Origin of the sequence: Streptomyces sp. NPDC014882 (assembly GCF_043081325.1) — a bacterium.
Classification (GTDB): Bacteria; Actinomycetota; Actinomycetes; order Streptomycetales; family Streptomycetaceae; genus Streptomyces.
Genome location: NZ_JBIBWL010000013.1, coordinates 171,946 through 190,610 on the forward strand (window position 1 = coordinate 171,946; position 18,665 = coordinate 190,610).

General features: G+C 71.2%; 18 protein-coding genes. 17 read left to right on the forward strand and 1 reads right to left on the reverse strand.

Going from position 1 to position 18,665, the window contains the following annotated elements:
- The first annotated feature begins 60 nt into the window (after positions 1–60).
- From ACF09K_RS26705 to nusB, 4 genes are all read left to right on the forward strand, one after another.
- Complete coding sequence (locus ACF09K_RS26705) at positions 61–981, forward strand: Pro-rich N-terminal domain-containing protein (protein WP_392247411.1); 921 nt, start codon at positions 61–63, stop codon at positions 979–981.
- Positions 982–1,095: 114 nt separating this feature from the next.
- Complete coding sequence (locus ACF09K_RS26710; protein WP_392247413.1) at positions 1,096–2,202, forward strand: aminopeptidase P family protein; 1,107 nt, start codon at positions 1,096–1,098, stop codon at positions 2,200–2,202.
- A gap of 58 nt (positions 2,203–2,260) precedes the next feature.
- Positions 2,261–2,827, forward strand: coding sequence for an elongation factor P (gene efp / locus ACF09K_RS26715; RefSeq protein WP_020117452.1), 567 nt, complete (start codon positions 2,261–2,263; stop codon positions 2,825–2,827).
- 2 nt (positions 2,828–2,829) lie between these two features.
- The gene (gene nusB / locus ACF09K_RS26720) at positions 2,830–3,261 is read left to right on the forward strand and encodes a transcription antitermination factor NusB (RefSeq protein ID WP_392247415.1); all 432 of its coding nucleotides are present in this window, start codon (positions 2,830–2,832) and stop codon (positions 3,259–3,261) included.
- 248 nt (positions 3,262–3,509) lie between these two features.
- Here nusB and bldD read toward each other — a convergent pair whose 3' ends face one another.
- Positions 3,510–4,010, reverse strand: coding sequence for a transcriptional regulator BldD (bldD, locus tag ACF09K_RS26725; RefSeq protein WP_020128858.1), 501 nt, complete (start codon positions 4,008–4,010; stop codon positions 3,510–3,512).
- A gap of 253 nt (positions 4,011–4,263) precedes the next feature.
- Here bldD and pyrR point away from each other — a divergent pair, with 253 nt between their 5' ends.
- The 13 genes from pyrR to metK all read left to right on the forward strand — a co-directional run bounded on the left by pyrR (position 4,264) and on the right by metK (position 18,663).
- The gene (gene pyrR / locus ACF09K_RS26730; RefSeq protein WP_392247417.1) at positions 4,264–4,926 is read left to right on the forward strand and encodes a bifunctional pyr operon transcriptional regulator/uracil phosphoribosyltransferase PyrR; all 663 of its coding nucleotides are present in this window, start codon (positions 4,264–4,266) and stop codon (positions 4,924–4,926) included.
- 81 nt (positions 4,927–5,007) lie between these two features.
- Positions 5,008–5,988: an aspartate carbamoyltransferase catalytic subunit gene (locus ACF09K_RS26735; RefSeq protein WP_392247419.1), complete on the forward strand. Its 981-nt coding sequence runs from the start codon at positions 5,008–5,010 to the stop codon at positions 5,986–5,988.
- Positions 5,989–5,993: 5 nt separating this feature from the next.
- Entirely contained in the window at positions 5,994–7,280 is a 1,287-nt protein-coding gene (locus tag ACF09K_RS26740; RefSeq protein ID WP_392247421.1) for a dihydroorotase, read from the forward strand.
- Positions 7,277–7,846, forward strand: coding sequence for a hypothetical protein (locus ACF09K_RS26745; protein ID WP_392247423.1), 570 nt, complete (start codon positions 7,277–7,279; stop codon positions 7,844–7,846). The genes ACF09K_RS26740 and ACF09K_RS26745 overlap by 4 nt, the downstream gene beginning before the upstream one ends.
- Positions 7,843–9,015, forward strand: a complete 1,173-nt coding sequence (gene carA, locus ACF09K_RS26750; RefSeq protein ID WP_392247424.1) for a glutamine-hydrolyzing carbamoyl-phosphate synthase small subunit — start codon at positions 7,843–7,845, stop codon at positions 9,013–9,015. Before ACF09K_RS26745 ends, carA begins: the two co-directional genes overlap by 4 nt.
- Positions 9,008–12,316: a carbamoyl-phosphate synthase large subunit gene (gene carB / locus ACF09K_RS26755; protein WP_392247426.1), complete on the forward strand. Its 3,309-nt coding sequence runs from the start codon at positions 9,008–9,010 to the stop codon at positions 12,314–12,316. The genes carA and carB overlap by 8 nt, the downstream gene beginning before the upstream one ends.
- A 51-nt stretch (positions 12,317–12,367) precedes the next feature.
- Complete coding sequence (locus tag ACF09K_RS26760; protein ID WP_392247429.1) at positions 12,368–13,474, forward strand: quinone-dependent dihydroorotate dehydrogenase; 1,107 nt, start codon at positions 12,368–12,370, stop codon at positions 13,472–13,474.
- Positions 13,471–14,313 carry an orotidine-5'-phosphate decarboxylase gene (gene pyrF / locus ACF09K_RS26765; protein ID WP_392247431.1) on the forward strand — a complete coding sequence of 281 codons (843 nt, stop codon included), beginning with the start codon at positions 13,471–13,473 and terminating at the stop codon, positions 14,311–14,313. The genes ACF09K_RS26760 and pyrF overlap by 4 nt, the downstream gene beginning before the upstream one ends.
- A gap of 279 nt (positions 14,314–14,592) precedes the next feature.
- A complete protein-coding gene (locus tag ACF09K_RS26770) occupies positions 14,593–14,916 on the forward strand; it encodes an integration host factor (protein WP_073493500.1) in 324 nt (107 codons plus the stop codon).
- Positions 14,917–14,976: 60 nt separating this feature from the next.
- Positions 14,977–15,570 (forward strand): guanylate kinase, encoded by a 594-nt coding sequence (gmk, locus tag ACF09K_RS26775; RefSeq protein WP_392247432.1) that lies wholly within the window; start codon positions 14,977–14,979, stop codon positions 15,568–15,570.
- A 52-nt stretch (positions 15,571–15,622) separates the two neighbouring features.
- Positions 15,623–15,895 (forward strand): DNA-directed RNA polymerase subunit omega, encoded by a 273-nt coding sequence (rpoZ, locus tag ACF09K_RS26780; protein ID WP_009187588.1) that lies wholly within the window; start codon positions 15,623–15,625, stop codon positions 15,893–15,895.
- Positions 15,896–16,017: 122 nt separating this feature from the next.
- Complete coding sequence (gene coaBC / locus ACF09K_RS26785) at positions 16,018–17,220, forward strand: bifunctional phosphopantothenoylcysteine decarboxylase/phosphopantothenate--cysteine ligase CoaBC (protein WP_392247434.1); 1,203 nt, start codon at positions 16,018–16,020, stop codon at positions 17,218–17,220.
- Between the two features lie 234 nt (positions 17,221–17,454).
- Entirely contained in the window at positions 17,455–18,663 is a 1,209-nt protein-coding gene (gene metK, locus ACF09K_RS26790) for a methionine adenosyltransferase (RefSeq protein ID WP_392247436.1), read from the forward strand.
- Positions 18,664–18,665 lie beyond the last annotated feature (2 nt).

An 18,665-nucleotide genomic window follows, 5' to 3' on the forward strand; every position in this document is an offset into this window, starting at 1 on the left:
GTGAGGGCCCGCACCCTCGCGGCCAGGGTCAATCGCCTGTACGAGACGGAGTGGCACCGGATGCAGCACGCAGTGGGTTCTCCGCTGCCGCCGCCCCATCAGCCGGGGCACGGACCGGCCGTCGGCTGGTCGCCGGCCGCGCAACACCCGGGTCCGCACCAGCCCGCCGGCATCCCCGGACGGCCCGTGCCCCCGCCGCCCCCGGGCTTCACCGCCCCGCCGCCGGGCCCGCACCGGCCCGCGCCGCCGGCCCCGCCCGCCGCGCACCCGCCGGCCCCGCAGCACGCTCCTCCTCCGCGGCACGCCCCGCCCCCGCGGCACGCCCCGCCGGCCGGCGAAACCACCGGGCACGTGCCGCTGCCCCCCGGTGGCCCCGTCGGCATGCCCAGCGCGCCGCCGGCCCCGGCGGCCCCCGATCCGGCGGCCACGACGCTCGCGGTGCTGCTCATCGGACCGGCCGGCGCCGGGAAGACCAGCGTCGCCAAGTTCTGGGCCGGCCACCGCCGGGTGCCCACCGCCCACATCAGCCTCGACGACGTCCGCGAATGGGTCCGCTCCGGCTTCGCCGACCCCCAGTCGGGCTGGAACGACCACTCCGAGGCGCAGTACCGCCTGGCCCGCCGCACCTGCGGCTTCGCCGCGCGCAACTTCCTGGCCAATGGCATCTCGTGCATCCTCGACGACGCGATCTTCCCCGACCGTCCGGCCGTCGGGCTCGGCGGCTGGAAGCGGCACGTGGGGCCCGGCCTGCTCCCGGTCGTCCTGCTCCCCGGCCTCGAAGTCGTCCTGGAACGCAACGCGGAGCGCTCCGGCAACCGCCGTCTCGCGGACGAGGAGGTCGCCCGCATCCACGGCCGCATGGCCGGCTGGTACGGCTCCGGACTCCCGATCATCGACAACTCCCAGCTGGACGTCCCCGCGACGGCGAGGATCCTGGACGACGTGCTGGCGCGGGCGATAGCCAGCCCGCCGAGCTGGTGAGCACACGGTGACCGCCACCGTGCGGTAGCCGCGGCACGGGGGCCCGTCTCGCGGCCGACCCCACTCGGCGCAGCCCAACCGGCACAATCCGGACAATCCTCCTACGCTCGACACATGTCAGAGGTGTACGCGGCTCGCCGCAAACGGCTCAGGGAACGGTGCAGTGCCGGCGGCAGCGCGAGCGCACTGATCTCCCGTCCCGCCAATGTGAGATACCTCGCGGGTGCGGCCCCCCGGGGCGCCGTCCTGCTGCTGAGTGCGCACGAGGAGCTCCTCGTGTGCACGGACCCGCCCGACGAGCGGCCCCACGAGGGCAGGCCCGACGAGGCCCTGAAGGTCCAGGTGCTGTCCCGCTCCGGAGGTGATCCCGCGGTGACCGCCGCGGGCATCCTCACGGACCGAGGCGCCGAGTCCCTGGCGGTCGAGGAACACCACCTCACGGTGGCCCGGCACCGGGCCCTGCGGTCGGTCGCGCCCCGGCTGCGCCTCGCCGACCTCGGCGGCGCCGTCGAGCAGTTGAGGGTCGTCAAGGACGAGGAGGAGATCTCCTGCCTCCGCATCGGCGCCGAGATCGCCGACCAGGCCCTCGGAGAGCTGCTGGAGTCCATCCTCGTCGGCCGTACCGAACGCCACCTCGCCCTGGAGCTGGAGCGGCGCCTCGTCGACCACGGAGCCGACGGCCCCGCCTTCACCCCGTCCGTGGGAACCGGCCCGAACTCGGGGCGGCGGGGCCACCGGCCCACCGACCGGCGGGTGGAGGAGGGCGATTTCCTGTCGGTCTGCCTCGGGGCGACCTACCGCGGCTACCGCTGCGAGATCGGGCGCACGTTCGTCATCGGCACCTCTCCCGCGGAGTGGCAGATCGAGCTGTACGACCTCGTCTTCGCCGCTCAGCGGGCCGGACGCGAAAGCCTGGTGCCCGGTGCCGCGTACCGCGACGTGGACCGCGCGGCACGGCAGGTGCTGGACTCCGCGGGGTACGCCGAGGGCCTCACGGCACTCACCGGACACGGTGTGGGACTCGAAATCGAGGAGGACCCGCAGTTGGCCCCCGCGGCCATGGGTAAACTGGACGCTTGCGTGCCGGTCACCGTCGAACCGGGGGTCCACCTCCCGGGCCGGGGCGGTGTCCGGATCGATGACACGCTCGTCGTGCGCCCCGAGGCGGACGGCGGACCCGAGCTACTCACCATCACGACCAAGGAGCTGCTCGCACTATAGCTACAGGCAGGTGCGTGCCCCCGGGGTCGTCCACGTCAGTCCAGGAGATTCCGCAACCGTGGCTTCCACGAACGACCTCAAGAACGGCCTGGTGCTCAAGCTCGAAGGCGGCCAGCTCTGGTCCGTCGTCGAGTTCCAGCACGTCAAGCCCGGCAAGGGCCCGGCCTTCGTGCGCACCAAGCTCAAGAACGTGCTGTCCGGCAAGGTGGTCGACAAGACCTTCAACGCCGGCGTCAAGGTCGAGACGGCCACTGTCGACAAGCGCGACATGCAGTTCTCCTACATGGACGGCGAGTACTTCGTCTTCATGGACATGGAGACCTACGACCAGCTCATGGTCGACCGCAAGGCCGTCGGCGACGCCGCCAACTTCCTGATCGAGGGCTTCACGGCCACCGTCGCGCAGCACGAGGGCGAGGTGCTCTTCGTCGAGCTGCCGGCCGCCGTCGAGCTCGTCGTCCAGGAGACCGAGCCCGGCCTGCAGGGCGACCGCTCCACCGGTGGCACCAAGCCCGCCACCCTGGAGACCGGTCACCAGATCCAGGTCCCGCTCTTCATCACCACCGGTGAGAAGATCAAGGTCGACACCCGTACGAGCGACTACCTCGGCCGGGTGAACAGCTAACCGTGGCTGCCCGCAACACGGCCCGCAAGCGCGCCTTCCAGATCCTCTTCGAGAGCGACCAGCGCGGCGCCGACGTCCTGACGGTCCTCGCGGACTGGATCCGGCTCTCCCGGGCCGACACCCGGCAGCCGCCGGTGAGCGAGTACACGATGCAGCTGGTCGAGGGCTTCGCGGAGCACGCGCGGCGCATCGACGAGCTGATCTCCCAGTACTCGGTCGGCTGGACGCTCGACCGGATGCCGGTCGTCGACCGCAACATCCTGCGGCTCGGGGCGTACGAGCTGATCTGGGTCGACGAGACCCCGGACGCCGTCGTCCTCGACGAGATGGTGCAGATCGCGAAGGAGTTCTCCACGGACGAGTCGCCCTCGTTCGTGAACGGCCTGCTCGGCCGGCTGAAGGAGCTCAAGCCGTCGCTGCGCCGGGAGGCGTGAGCGGTACCGGCGACGCCGGAGGGCCCGCGGACGTGCTGTCCGCGGGCCCTCCGGCATGCTCCGGCCCGTGGGTGTTCCCCCGGCGTGTGGCTGCCGGGGCTGCAGGGGCCTCCTGAGGCTCCTGAGGGCATCCTGGGACCGGGCTCCACCGGCCACCGGCTCCACGGGCCGGACAACGGCGCCGGGGCGGCCGGAACCTTTCGGTCCGGCCGCCCCGGCGGCACGTTTCTGCTGGTCGCCGCGGCGGCTCAGCCCTCCTCGTGGGAAACGGCGCGACGCGCGTCCGCGTCCAGCACGCCCCAGCTGATCAGCTGCTCGGTCAGCACCGAGGGCGACTGGTCGTAGATGACGGCGAGCGTGCGCAGGTCGTCCTGGCGGATCGACAGCACCTTGCCGTTGTAGTCGCCGCGCTGCGACTGGATCGTGGCCGCGTACCGCTGGAGGGGACCGGCCTTCTCGACCGGCACGTGGGCCAGTCGCTCCAGGTCCAGGACCAGCTTCGGCGGCGGCTCGGCGGCACCGCCCGGCGTGGTGCCCGGGAGCAGCTCCTGTACGGGGACACCGTAGAAATCGGCCAGCTCCGCAAGGCGCTGCACGGTCACGGCGCGGTCGCCGCGCTCGTACGAACCGACCACGACCGCCTTCCACCGTCCCTGGGACTTCTCCTCGACACCGTGGAGGGAAAGGCCCTGCTGGGTGCGGATGGCCCGGAGCTTGGCCCCGAGCTGTTTGGCGTATTCGCTGGACATATAGCTCCCCGGCACTGGGTCGACGCGACTGGGTGAGGTTCCATGCCGCGCGGCTGGTAACTCACTGTGAGGTTACGCAGCGTGATTCTTCTGCGTCAAGCCGAATGGTCCACACCGACTCTTCCGTGGTATCCGCTGACCACTGGGCCGATGGGGTGAACGGAGGCGCCCCTGCGGCCTGCTACCGTGGATGGCGCAAATCCGACGTCCTTTAAGGTCCGTCCCGTGAGGCGGAGAAGGAGGTCCGTTTCCCATGGACACGTACGACCGTCACGACCACCAGGACGGGCACGACCACCAGGACGGGCGAGACCCGCAGGTCCCGCACGCCGGCCAGGACGCGCGGCAGGAACCGCGCTCCGAGGCGCGGCCCGTCCTCGAAGGCCCCGACATCGCACGGGTGCTGACACGCATCGCCCACGAGATCGTCGAGCGCGCCAAGGGCGCCGACGACGTGGTCCTCCTCGGCATCCCGACCCGGGGCGTCTTCCTCGGCCGCCGGCTCGCCGCCAAGCTCGAGCAGATCACCGACCGCGCGATCCCGGTCGGCTCCCTCGACATCACCATGTACCGCGACGACCTGCGCATGCACCCGCCGCGGGCGCTCGCCCGCACGGAGATCCCCGGCGACGGGATCGACGGCAAGCTGGTCGTCCTCGTCGACGACGTGCTCTTCTCCGGCCGTACCATCCGCGCCGCCCTCGACGCCCTGAACGACATCGGGCGCCCCCGCGCGGTGCAGCTCGCGGTCCTCGTCGACCGCGGTCACCGCGAACTGCCCATCCGCGCCGACTACGTCGGCAAGAACCTCCCCACGTCGCTGCGGGAGACGGTCAAGGTCCAGCTGGCCGAGGAGGACGGTCGCGACACCGTGCTGCTCGGCGTCAAGCGGACCGCCCCGGGCGCACAGCACTAGCACTCCGGCGTACGCCCCCGAGTGCGTGCCTCCACGCGCCCGCATGCCCGAAAACTCCCCATGCCTTACGGAGCCTGACAGATGCAGCGTCATCTCATCTCGGCCGCCGACCTCACCCGCGACGACGCCGTCCATGTCCTCGACACCGCCGAGGAGATGGCCCGGGTGGCGGACCGGCCCATCAAGAAGCTGCCGACCCTGCGCGGCCGCACGATCGTCAACCTCTTCTTCGAGGACTCCACCCGGACCCGGATCTCCTTCGAGGCCGCCGAGAAGCGCCTGTCCGCGGACGTCATCAACTTCTCCGCCAAGGGCTCCAGCGTCTCCAAGGGCGAGTCGCTCAAGGACACCGCCCAGACCCTGGAGGCCATGGGCGTCGACGCCGTCGTCATCCGGCACGGCGCCTCCGGAGCCCCGTACCGCCTCGCGACCTCCGGATGGATCGACGCCGTCGTCGTCAACGCCGGCGACGGGACCCACCAGCACCCCACCCAGGCGCTGCTGGACGCCTTCACCATGCGCCGCAGGCTCGTCGGCCGCGACGCCGGACTCGGCCGGGACCTGTCCGGCAGGCGCATCACCATCGTCGGGGACGTCCTGCACAGCCGGGTCGCCCGCTCCAACGTCGACCTGCTGCACACCCTCGGCGCCGAGGTCACCCTCGTCGCCCCGCCCACCCTGGTGCCGGTCGGCGTCGAGACCTGGCCCTGCGAGGTGTCGTACGACCTCGACAGCACGCTGCCCAAGTCCGACGCCGTGATGATGCTGCGCGTCCAGCGCGAGCGGATGAACGCCGCGTTCTTCCCGACCGAGCGCGAGTACTCGCGGCGCTACGGCCTCGACGGCGACCGGATGGCGCGGATGCCCGGGCACGCCATCGTGATGCACCCCGGCCCGATGGTCCGCGGCATGGAGATCACCGCCGAGGTCGCCGACTCCGACCGCTGCACCGTCGTCGAACAGGTCGCCAACGGGGTGTCCATCCGGATGGCCGTGCTCTACCTGCTCCTGGGCGGGAACGAACCCGCCGTCAGCCACACCCGTACCACCGAGGAGAAGTAAGAACCATGAGCAAGATCCTTATCCGTGGTGCGCGGGTCCTCGGCGGCGAGCCGCAGGACGTCCTGATCGACGGCGAGGCCGTCGAGGCCGTCGGCAGCGGGCTGTCCGCCGAGGGCGCCGAGGTCGTCGAGGCCGACGGCAAGGTGCTGCTGCCGGGCCTCGTCGACCTGCACACCCACCTGCGCGAGCCGGGCCGCGAGGACTCCGAGACCGTCCTGACCGGCACCCGCGCCGCCGCGAGCGGCGGTTTCACGGCCGTCTTCGCCATGGCCAACACCTTCCCCGTCGCGGACACCGCCGGCGTCGTCGAGCAGGTCTGGCGACTGGGCCGGGAGCACGGCTACTGCGACGTGCAGCCCATCGGCGCCGTCACCGTCGGCCTGGAGGGCAGGAAGCTCGCCGAGCTGGGCGCGATGCACGAGTCCGCCGCCGGCGTCACCGTCTTCTCCGACGACGGCAAGTGCGTCGACGACGCCGTGATCATGCGCCGCGCGCTGGAGTACGTGAAGGCCTTCGGCGGCGTCGTCGCCCAGCACGCGCAGGAGCCGCGGCTGACCGAGGGCGCCCAGATGAACGAGGGCGTCGTCTCCGCCGAGCTGGGGCTCGGGGGCTGGCCGGCCGTCGCCGAGGAGTCGGTCATCGCGCGGGACGTGCTGCTCGCCGAGCACGTCGGCTCCCGCGTCCACATCTGCCACCTGTCCACCGCCGGCTCCGTCGAGATCGTCCGCTGGGCCAAGTCCCGCGGCATCGACGTCACCGCCGAGGTCACCCCGCACCACCTCCTCCTCACCGACGAGCTGGTGCGCTCCTACAACCCGGTCTACAAGGTGAACCCGCCGCTGCGCACCGAGCGTGACGTGCACGCCCTGCGCGAGGCGCTCGCCGACGGCACCATCGACATCGTCGCCACCGACCACGCCCCGCACCCGCACGAGGACAAGGACTGCGAGTGGGCCGCGGCCGCCATGGGCATGGTCGGCCTGGAGACCGCGCTGTCGGTGGTCCAGGAGACGATGGTGGAGACGGGCCTGCTGGACTGGGCCGGCGTCGCGGACCGCATGTCCTTCACGCCGGCCCGCATCGGGCGGGCCCGGGGACACGGCCGTCCCGTCTCGGCTGGTGAGCCCGCCAACCTCACGCTCGTCGACACGGCATACCGTGGTCAGGTGGACCCCGCGGGCTTCGCCTCGCGCAGCCGGAACACCCCGTACGAGGGGCGTGAGCTGCCGGGCCGTGTGACGCACACCTGGCTCCGGGGCAAGGCCACGCTCGTCGACGGGAAGCTCACGTGACATCTGCAGCACTACTGCTCGCGGCCGAGAAGGAATCGGCCCAAGTGACCGACTGGGCCGCCCGGATCGGCTGGGTGGTCGGCCTCGGCCTCTTCGTCGCGCTCGTCTACTGGCTGATGCGCGAGGGCTGGAAGTGGCGCGGCACGCTCCAGGGCGACCTGCCGGAGCTGCCCACCGCGCCCGACGAGGCGAAACCGGCCGTGCTGTCGATGAGCGGCCGCTACCACGGCTCCACCACCGCCGGACAGTGGCTCGACCGCATCGTGGCGCACGGACTGGGCACCCGCAGCCGGGCCGAGCTCACCCTGACGGACGCGGGACTGGACGTCGTACGCCCCGGAGCGGACGACTTCTTCATCCCGGCCGGCGCGCTGCGCGAGGCGGTGCTCGGCAAGGGCATCGCCGGCAAGGTCCTCACCGAGGGCGGACTGCTCCTGGTGACCTGGGAACACGGCGGCACACTGATCGACTCCGGTTTCCGCTCGGACCACGCGGCCGAGCACACCGCGTGGGTCGAGGCCATCAACTCCATGATCGACAAGAGGGAAACGGAAGGCGCACGATGACGACCTCCAGCCAGGGGATCGCCTCGCAGAGGCACAAGGCGGCTCCCGCCGTACTCGTCCTGGAGGACGGCCGCACCTTCCGCGGCCGTGCCTACGGTGCCGTGGGGGAGACCTTCGGCGAAGCGGTGTTCTCCACCGGCATGACCGGCTACCAGGAGACCCTGACCGACCCGTCCTACGACCGCCAGATCGTCGTGGCGACCGCGCCGCAGATCGGCAACACCGGATGGAACGACGAGGACGACGAGTCGGGCCGCATCTGGGTCTCCGGCTACGTCGTCCGCGACCCCGCGCGCGTGCCGTCCAACTGGCGCTCCCGGCGCTCCCTGGACGACGAGCTGGTCGCGCAGGGCGTCGTCGGCATCTCCGGCATCGACACCCGCGCCCTCACCCGCCACCTGCGCGAGCGCGGCTCCATGCGCGCCGGCGTCTTCTCCGGCGACGCGATCGGCCCGGACGACGAGCTCCTCGCACGCGTGCAGGCCCAGCCGCACATGAAGGGCGCGAGCCTCTACGAGGAGGTCGCCACCAAGGAGGCGTACGTCGTCCCCGCGGTCGGCGAGAAGCGGTTCACCGTCGCCGCGATCGACCTCGGCATCAAGGGCATGACCCCGCACCGCATGGCCGAGCGCGGCATCGAGGTGCACGTGCTGCCCGCGACGGCCACGGCCGACGAGGTGTACGCCGTCGACCCCGACGGCGTGTTCTTCTCCAACGGCCCGGGCGACCCGGCCACCGCCGACGGCCCCGTGGAACTGATGACCGAGGTGCTCCGGCGCCGCACGCCCCTGTTCGGCATCTGCTTCGGCAACCAGATCCTCGGCCGCGCCCTCGGCTTCGGCACCTACAAGCTGAAGTACGGCCACCGCGGCATCAACCAGCCGGTCCAGGACCGTACGACCGGCAAGGTCGAGGTCACCGCGCACAACCACGGATTCGCCGTGGACGCGCCGCTCGACAAGGTCAGCGAGACCAGGTTCGGGCGCGTCGAGGTCTCGCACGTCTGCCTGAACGACAACGTCGTGGAGGGGCTCCGGCTGCTCGACCAGCCGGCCTTCTCCGTCCAGTACCACCCCGAAGCGGCAGCCGGACCGCACGACGCCGCCTACCTGTTCGACCGCTTCACGTCGTTGATGAACACCGTCCTGATGGAGGGCCAGCGTGCCTAAGCGCACCGATATCCAGTCCGTCCTGGTCATCGGCTCCGGCCCGATCGTCATCGGACAGGCAGCCGAGTTCGACTACTCCGGCACCCAGGCGTGCCGCGTCCTGCGCGCCGAGGGCCTGCGCGTGATCCTCGTCAACTCCAACCCGGCGACGATCATGACCGACCCGGAGATCGCCGACGCCACCTACGTCGAGCCGATCACCCCGGAGTTCGTCGAGAAGATCATCGCCAAGGAGCGGCCCGACGCCCTGCTGCCCACCCTGGGCGGCCAGACGGCCCTCAACACCGCCATCGCGCTCTCCGAGAACGGCGTCCTGGACGAGTACGGCGTCGAGCTGATCGGCGCCAACGTGGCGGCCATCCACAAGGGCGAGGACCGCGACCAGTTCAAGGACGTCGTGGAGGAGGTCCGCCGCAAGATCGGCCACGGCGAGTCCGCCCGCTCCGTCATCTGCCACACGATGGACGAGGTCCTCGCCGGCGTCGACGAACTGGGCGGCTACCCCGTCGTCGTCCGCCCCTCCTTCACCATGGGCGGCGCCGGCTCCGGCTTCGCCCACGACGAGGAGGAGCTGCGCCGCATCGCCGGCCAGGGCCTCACGCTCTCGCCGACCACCGAGGTGCTCCTGGAGGAGTCCATCCTCGGCTGGAAGGAGTACGAGCTGGAGCTGATGCGCGACAAGCACGACAACGTCGTGGTCGTCTGCTCCATCGAGAACTTCGACCCCATGGGCGTGCACACCGGCGACTCGATCACCGTCGCGCCCGCCATGACGCTGACCGACCGCGAGTACCAGATCCTGCGCGACGTCGGCATCGCCGTGATCCGCGAGGTCGGCGTGGACACCGGCGGCTGCAACATCCAGTTCGCGGTGAACCCCGAGGACGGCCGGGTCATCGTCATCGAGATGAACCCGCGCGTGTCCCGCTCCTCGGCGCTGGCCTCCAAGGCGACCGGCTTCCCGATCGCCAAGATCGCGGCCAAGCTCGCCGTCGGCTACACCCTCGACGAGATCCCGAACGACATCACCCGGGAGACCCCGGCCTCCTTCGAGCCCACGCTCGACTACGTGGTCGTCAAGGCCCCCCGCTTCGCCTTCGAGAAGTTCCCGAGCGCGGACTCGACGCTGACGACCACCATGAAGTCCGTCGGCGAGGCCATGGCCATCGGCCGCAACTTCACCGAGGCCTTCCAGAAGGCGCTGCGCTCGCTGGAGAAGAAGGGCAGCCAGTTCACGTTCGTCGGCGACCCCGGCGACAAGCAGCAGCTTTTGACGGAGGCCGTCCGTCCCACCGACGGCCGGATCAACACCGTCATGCAGGCCATCCGCGCGGGCGCCACCCCGGAGGAGGTCTTCGCCTTCACGAAGATCGACCCCTGGTTCGTCGACCAGCTGTTCCTGATCAAGGAGGTCGCGGACGAGCTGGCCGCCGCCGAACGCCTCGACGGCGACCTGCTCGCCGAGGCCAAGCGGCACGGCTTCTCCGACCAGCAGATCGCCGAGATCCGCGGCCTGCGCGAGGACGTCGTCCGCGAGGTCCGGCACGCGCTGGGCGTCCGCCCCGTCTACAAGACGGTCGACACCTGCGCCGCCGAGTTCGCGGCGAAGACGCCGTACTTCTACTCCTCCTACGACGAGGAGAGCGAGGTCGCGACCCGCGAGAAGCCGGCCGTCATCATCCTGGGCTCCGGCCCGAACCGCATCGGCCAGGGCATCGAGTTCGACTACTCCTGCGTGCACGCCTCCTTCGCGCTGTCCGACGCCGGGTACGAGACCGTCATGGTCAACTGCAACCCGGAGACCGTCTCCACCGACTACGACACCTCCGACCGCCTGTACTTCGAGCCGCTGACGCTCGAGGACGTGCTGGAGGTCGTCCACGCGGAGGCGCAGGCCGGCCCGATCGCCGGGGTCGTCGTCCAGCTCGGCGGCCAGACCCCGCTGGGTCTGGCGCAGGCGCTCAAGGACAACGGCGTGCCGATCGTCGGCACCCCTCCCGAGGCGATCCACGCGGCCGAGGACCGGGGCGCCTTCGGACGCGTCCTCGCCGAGGCCGGCCTGCCGGCCCCGAAGCACGGCACCGCCACCACCTTCGCCGGCGCCAAGGCCATCGCCGACGAGATCGGCTACCCGGTCCTCGTCCGCCCCTCGTACGTCCTCGGCGGCCGCGGCATGGAGATCGTCTACGACGAGACCCGGCTGTCCTCCTACATCGCGGAGTCGACCGAGATCAGCCCCACCCGGCCGGTCCTCGTCGACCGCTTCCTCGACGACGCCATCGAGATCGACGTCGACGCGCTCTACGACGGCGAGGAGCTGTACCTCGGCGGCGTCATGGAGCACATCGAGGAGGCCGGCATCCACTCCGGCGACTCGGCGTGCGCCCTGCCCCCGATCACCCTCGGCGGCTTCGACATCAAGCGCCTGCGGGCCTCCACGGAGGCCATCGCGCGCGGGGTGGGCGTCCGCGGCCTGATCAACATCCAGTTCGCGATGGCCGGGGACATCCTCTACGTCCTGGAGGCCAACCCGCGCGCGTCCCGCACCGTCCCCTTCACCTCGAAGGCGACCGCGGTGCCGCTGGCCAAGGCCGCCGCCCGGATCTCCCTGGGCGCGACCATCGCCGAACTGCGCGCCGAGGGGCTGCTCCCGGCGACCGGCGACGGCGGCGAGCTGCCGCTGGACGCGCCGATCTCCGTCAAGGAGGCGGTGATGCCGTGGACCCGCTTCCGCGACACCTCCGGCCGCGGCGTCGACACCATCCTGGGCCCGGAGATGCGCTCCACCGGCGAGGTCATGGGCATCGACTCCGTCTTCGGCACGGCGTACGCCAAGTCGCAGGCGGGCGCCTACGGCCCGCTGCCCACCAAGGGCCGCGCGTTCATCTCGGTCGCCAACCGCGACAAGCGGTCGATGATCTTCCCGGCGCGTGAGCTGGTCGCCCACGGCTTCGAGCTGCTCGCCACCTCCGGCACCGCCGAGGTCCTCAGGCGCAACGGCCTCAACGCCACGGTCGTGCGCAAGCAGTCCGAGGGCGTGGGCCCGAACGGCGAGAAGACCATCGTCCAGCTCATCCACGACGGCCAGGTCGACCTCATCGTCAACACCCCGTACGGCACCGGCGGCCGTCTCGACGGCTACGACATCCGTACGGCGGCGGTGGCGCGCTCGGTGCCCTGCCTGACGACGGTTCAGGCGCTCGCCGCCGCCGTCCAGGGCATCGACGCCCTCAACCACGGGGACGTGGGCGTCCGCTCGCTCCAGGAACACGCCGAACAACTGACCGCGGCCCGCGACTAGCAGCCCTGAGGGGGACACCGGAAACGGTGTCCCCCTCTTCATGAGGGAACCATGTACAAGATCTTCTTCAAGCTCGTCTTCACCCGGATGGACCCCGAGCAGGCCCACTACCTGGCCTTCCGCTGGATCCGCCTCGCCGTGCGCGTCCCCGTGCTGCGCACCTTCGTGGCCGCGGCGCTCGCGCCCCGCCACAAGGAGCTGCGCACGGAGGCCTTCGGGCTGCGCATGCACGGCCCCTTCGGACTCGCGGCCGGCTTCGACAAGAACGCGATCGCGATCGACGGCATGGCGATGCTGGGCTTCGACCACGTCGAGATCGGTACGGTCACCGGGGAGGCGCAGCCCGGCAACCCCAGGAAGCGGCTGTTCCGCCTGGTCGCCGACCGGGCGCTGATCAACCGCATGGGCTTCAACAACGACGGCTCGCTGGCCGTCGCCGCGCGCCTGGCCTCCCGCGAGCCGGTCTTCAGGACCGTCGTCGGCGTCAACATCGGCAAGACCAAGGTCGTCCCCGAGGAGGAGGCGGTCGCCGACTACGTGAAGTCGGCCGAGCGGCTCGCCCCGTACGCCGACTACCTGGTCGTCAACGTCTCCTCCCCGAACACCCCGGGGCTGCGCGACCTCCAGGCCACCGAGGCGCTGCGGCCGCTGCTGGGCGCCGTGCGGGAGGCCGCCGACCGCACGGTCGCCCACCGCCGGGTGCCGCTGCTGGTGAAGATCGCCCCCGACCTCGCCGACGAGGACGTGGACGCCGTCGCCGACCTCGCCGTGGAACTGGGCCTGGACGGGATCATCGCCACGAACACCACCATCGCGCGCGAGGGCCTCGGCCTGACCTCCCCGCCCGCCGTGGTGCAGGAGACCGGTGGTCTGTCGGGGGCGCCGCTCAAGGCGCGCTCCCTGGAGGTGCTGCGGCGCCTCTACGCGCGCGTGGGGGACCGCGTCACCCTCGTGGGCGTCGGCGGCGTGGAGACCGCAGAGGACGCCTGGGAGCGCATCCTGGCGGGCGCCACCCTCGTCCAGGGCTACAGCGCCTTCGTCTACGAGGGGCCCTTCTGGGCCCGCGCGATCCACAAGGGACTCGCCGCACGCCTGCGCACCAGCCCGTACGCCACCCTCGCCGACGCCGTCGGCGCCGACGTGAGGAAGACGGCATGACCCTGGAACCCTTCGGCGCCCGCCTGCGCCGCGCCATGGACGAGCGCGGCCCGCTGTGCGTCGGCATCGACCCGCACGCCTCGCTGCTCGCCGAGTGGGGCCTGGACGACACCGTCGCGGGCCTGGAGCGGTTCAGCCGGACGGTCGTCGAGGCCACGGCCGACCGCGTCGCCGTCCTGAAGCCGCAGAGCGCCTTCTTCGAACGGTTCGGCTCGCGCGGGGTCGCCGTCCTGGAGCGGTCGGTCGAGGAGGCGCGGGCGGCCGGCGCCCTGGTCGTGATGGACGCCAAGCGCGGCGACATCGGTTCGACCATGGCGGCCTACGCGGAGTCCTTCCTGCGCAAGGACGCCCCGCTCTTCTCGGACGCCCTGACCGTGTCGCCGTACCTCGGCTACGGGTCGCTCTCGCCGGCCGTGGCCCTCGCGCGCGAGAGCGGCGCCGGACTCTTCGTGCTGGCGCTCACCTCCAACCCGGAGGGCGGCGAGGTCCAGCACGCGGTGCGCGCGGACGGCCGTACCGTCGGCGCGACCATGCTGGCGCACCTGGCGGCCGAGAACGCCGGGGAGGAGCCGCTGGGCTCCTTCGGGGCGGTCGTCGGCGCGACGCTCGGTGACCTGTCGACGTACGACCTCGACATCAACGGCCCGATCCTCGCGCCCGGCATCGGCGCCCAGGGGGCCACTCCGGCGGACCTGCCGCACGTCTTCGGGGCCGCGGTGCGCAACGTCGTGCCGAACGTCAGCCGCGCCGTGCTGCGCCACGGCCCCGACGTGGTCGCGCTGCGTGACGCGGCGGAGCGGTTCGCGCAACAGGTCAGGGCCGCGGTCGAGGCCGCCTGACCGCCCGCGGCCGTCCGGCCGGGACCCCCGCCGGACGGCCGCGGGCCCGCGTGAGCCCGAATACATCCTCAAATCCAGGGCAATTTGTCTTAAATGTCCCTCCCCGTAGAGGCTGACCAGGACTTTTCCGCTGTTCTCGCTGACTCAGGCGGCGTTGGCCGCTAGTCTCCGAGCGGAGGGTCGACGGGCGAGCGTGTTGCCCGCGGCTCTCCAGGTGAGGAACGACCAGGTTCCTCACCGGTCCGTATCCGACAGTTCGACATCCGAGGTGACGTAGGCGTGGCTCTTCCGCCCCTTACCCCCGAACAGCGCGCAGCCGCGCTCGAAAAGGCCGCCGCGGCTCGCCGGGAGCGGGCCGAGGTCAAGAATCGACTCAAGCACTCCGGCGCCTCCCTTCACGAGGTCATCAAGCAGGGCCAGGAGAACGACGTCGTCGGCAAGATGAAGGTCTCCGCGCTCCTGGAGTCCCTGCCGGGCGTGGGTAAGGTCCGCGCCAAGCAGATCATGGAGCGGCTCGGCATCTCCGAGAGCCGCCGGGTGCGCGGTCTCGGCTCCAACCAGATCGCCTCCCTGGAGCGTGAGTTCGGCGACACGGCCAAGTGAGTCCGACGTGCTCCGGGCGCAGCGTCCCGGGCACGGCGAGACAACTGGAATAATCGCCGCATGGCTGTAACACCCCGGGGGACGACCCCCGCACCCCCGGACGCACGTCCGCGGCTGACCGTGCTCTCCGGCCCCTCCGGGGTCGGCAAGAGCACGGTCGTCGCTCATATGCGCAAAGAACACCCCGAGGTCTGGCTCTCGGTCTCGGCGACGACCCGCAGGCCCCGGCCCGGCGAGAAGCACGGTGTCCACTACTTCTTCGTCACCGACGACGAGATGGACAAGCTGATCGCCAACGGCGAGCTGCTGGAGTGGGCCGAGTTCGCCGGCAACCGCTACGGCACGCCGCGGGCGGCCGTGCTGGAGCGGCTGGAGGCGGGCGAGCCCGTCCTCCTCGAGATCGACCTCCAGGGCGCGCGCCAGGTCCGCGGCTCCATGGCCGAGGCCCAGCTGGTGTTCCTGGCTCCGCCCTCCTGGGAGGAGCTGGTGCGCAGGCTCACCGGCCGCGGCACCGAGTCGCCCGAGGTCGTCGCCCGCCGCCTGGACGCGGCCAAGGTCGAACTCGCGGCCGAGCCGGAGTTCGACGAGACCCTGGTCAACACCTCCGTCGAGGACGTGGCGCGTGAGCTGCTAGCCTTGATGGGTGTTGTGTGATCACGACTGTGTGATCATGCCTCCTTTTTTCCCACCTATCGGAAGGTAGAGCGTGTCCTCTTCCATCTCCGCTCCCGAGGGCATCATCAACCCGCCGATCGACGAGCTCCTCGAGGCCACCGACTCGAAGTACAGCCTCGTGATCTACGCGGCCAAGCGGGCCCGCCAGATCAACGCGTACTACTCGCAGCTCGGCGAGGGCCTCCTCGAGTACGTCGGTCCGCTCGTCGACACCCACGTCCACGAGAAGCCGCTCTCGATCGCGCTCCGCGAGATCAACGCGGGCCTGCTGACGTCCGAGGCCATCGAGGGTCCGGTTCAGTAGTATTTTCAGCTCGCAGTAGGTTTTTCCACAGGCCCGGCGGCGCGACCGCCGGGCCTGTGGTGTGTGATGGACTCACGCGCCGGGAGTCGCGGCGCACGGTTTCCGAGGTCCGGGGAGAGACGGTGGACAAACCCAAGGTCGTGCTCGGGGTCAGCGGTGGCATCGCCGCCTACAAGGCCTGCGAGCTGCTGCGCAGGCTCACCGAGTCGGGGCACGACGTGCGCGTCGTCCCCACCGCCTCCGCCCTGCACTTCGTCGGCGCGGCCACCTGGTCCGCCCTCTCCGGCCACCCGGTCTCCACCGAGGTCTGGGACGACGTCCACGAGGTCCCGCACGTCCGCATCGGCCAGCACGCCGACCTCGTGGTCGTCGCCCCCGCCACGGCCGACATGCTCGCCAAGGCCGCCCACGGACTGGCCGACGACCTGCTCACCAACACCCTGCTCACCGCCCGGTGCCCGGTCGTCCTCGCCCCGGCGATGCACACCGAGATGTGGGAGCACCCGGCCACCCAGGAGAACGTGGCGACGCTGCGCCGCCGCGGTGCCGTCGTCGTCGAACCGGCCGTCGGCCGGCTCACCGGCGCCGACACCGGCAAGGGCCGGCTGCCCGACCCCGCCGAGATCTTCGAGGTCTGCCGACGCGTCCTGGCCCGCGGGTCGCGGGAGCCCGACCTGGCCGGGCGGCACGTCGTCGTCAGCGCGGGCGGCACCCGCGAACCCCTCGACCCCGTCCGCTTCCTCGGCAACCGCTCCTCCGGCAAACAGGGTTACGCCCTCGCCCGTACGGCCGCCGCCCGCGGCGCCCGCGTCACGCTCGTCGCGGCCAACACCGAGCTGCCCGACCCCGCCGGCGTCGACGTCGTCCGGGTCGGCACCGCCGTACAGCTGCGCGAGGCGGTGCTGAAGGCGGCGGCCGACGCCGACGCGGTGGTCATGGCGGCCGCGGTCGCCGATTTCCGGCCCGCCGCCTACGCGTCCGGCAAGATCAAGAAGAAGGACGGGCAAGAACCGGACCCCATCGTCCTGCTGCGGAATCCGGACATCCTCGCGGAGATCTCCGCCGAGCGCGCCCGTCCCGGCCAGGTGGTCGTCGGCTTCGCCGCCGAGACCGACGACGTGCTGGCCAACGGCCGGACGAAACTGCGCCGCAAGGGGTGCGATCTGCTGGTCGTCAACGAGGTGGGGGAGCGCAGGACCTTCGGCTCGGAGGAGAACGAGGCGGTCGTCCTGGGCGCCGACGGCAGCGAGACCCCCGTCCCGCACGGCCCCAAGGAAGCGCTGGCCGAAATCGTGTGGGACCTGGTGACGCGGCGGCTGGGGTGATTGTTTGATGCGCACGGTCCCCCGGCCCTCGCCCGTTCGGCGTGGCACCTCTGGCCAACAGCGGTCGGCATTCGGCAGAATGCCTGTGCCGCAGGTCACAGGGCTCCCGAGAGGCGAGACAGGTGGGCCGGTGGTGAAGCGCGACCGATAAACTGTTGTCGGACGACGCCGGGCGCAGCTCCCGTCGCGTCCGCCCATGATCAGCCAGCAGCCGCTGCAACCCCAGGGAGCGTTGTGTCCCGTCGCCTGTTCACCTCGGAGTCCGTGACCGAGGGTCACCCCGACAAGATCGCTGACCAGATCAGCGACACCATTCTCGACGCGCTCCTGCGCGAGGACCCGGCGTCCCGGGTCGCCGTAGAGACCCTGATCACGACCGGCCTGGTGCACGTGGCCGGTGAGGTCACCACCAAGGCGTACGCGCCGATCCCGCAGCTGGTCCGGGACAAGATCCTGGAGATCGGCTACGACTCCTCGAAGAAGGGCTTCGACGGCGCCTCCTGCGGCGTCTCGGTGTCCATCGGCGCGCAGTCCCCCGACATCGCCCAGGGTGTCGACACGGCGTACGAGACGCGGGTCGAGGGCGACGACGACGAGCTGGACCGGCAGGGCGCGGGCGACCAGGGCCTGATGTTCGGCTACGCCTCCGACGAGACGCCGACGCTGATGCCGCTCCCGATCTTCCTGGCCCACCGCCTGTCGAAGCGCCTCTCGGACGTCCGCAAGAACGGCACCATCCCCTACCTGCGCCCCGACGGCAAGACCCAGGTCACCATCGAGTACGACGGCGACAAGGCGGTCCGTCTGGACACCGTCGTCGTCTCCTCGCAGCACGCCTCCGACATCGACCTGGAGTCGCTGCTCGCCCCCGACATCCGCGAGTTCGTCGTGGAGCCGGAGCTGAAGGCCCTGCTGGACGAGGGCATCAAGATCGACACCGAGAACTACCGCCTGCTGGTCAACCCCACCGGCCGCTTCGAGATCGGCGGCCCCATGGGCGACGCCGGCCTGACCGGCCGCAAGATCATCATCGACACCTACGGCGGCTTCGCCCGTCACGGCGGCGGTGCCTTCTCCGGCAAGGACCCGTCCAAGGTCGACCGCTCCGCCGCCTACGCGATGCGCTGGGTCGCCAAGAACGTCGTCGCCGCCGGCCTGGCCGCGCGCTGCGAGGTCCAGGTCGCGTACGCCATCGGCAAGGCCGAGCCGGTCGGTCTCTTCGTCGAGACCTTCGGCACGCACAAGATCGACCCCGAGAAGATCGAGAAGGCCATCGACGAGGTCTTCGACCTCCGCCCGGCCGCGATCATCCGCGACCTCGACCTGCTGCGCCCGATCTACGCCCAGACCGCCGCGTACGGCCACTTCGGCCGCGAGCTGCCCGACTTCACGTGGGAGCGCACGGACCGCGTGGACGCGCTGAAGGAGGCGGCGGGCCTCTGAGG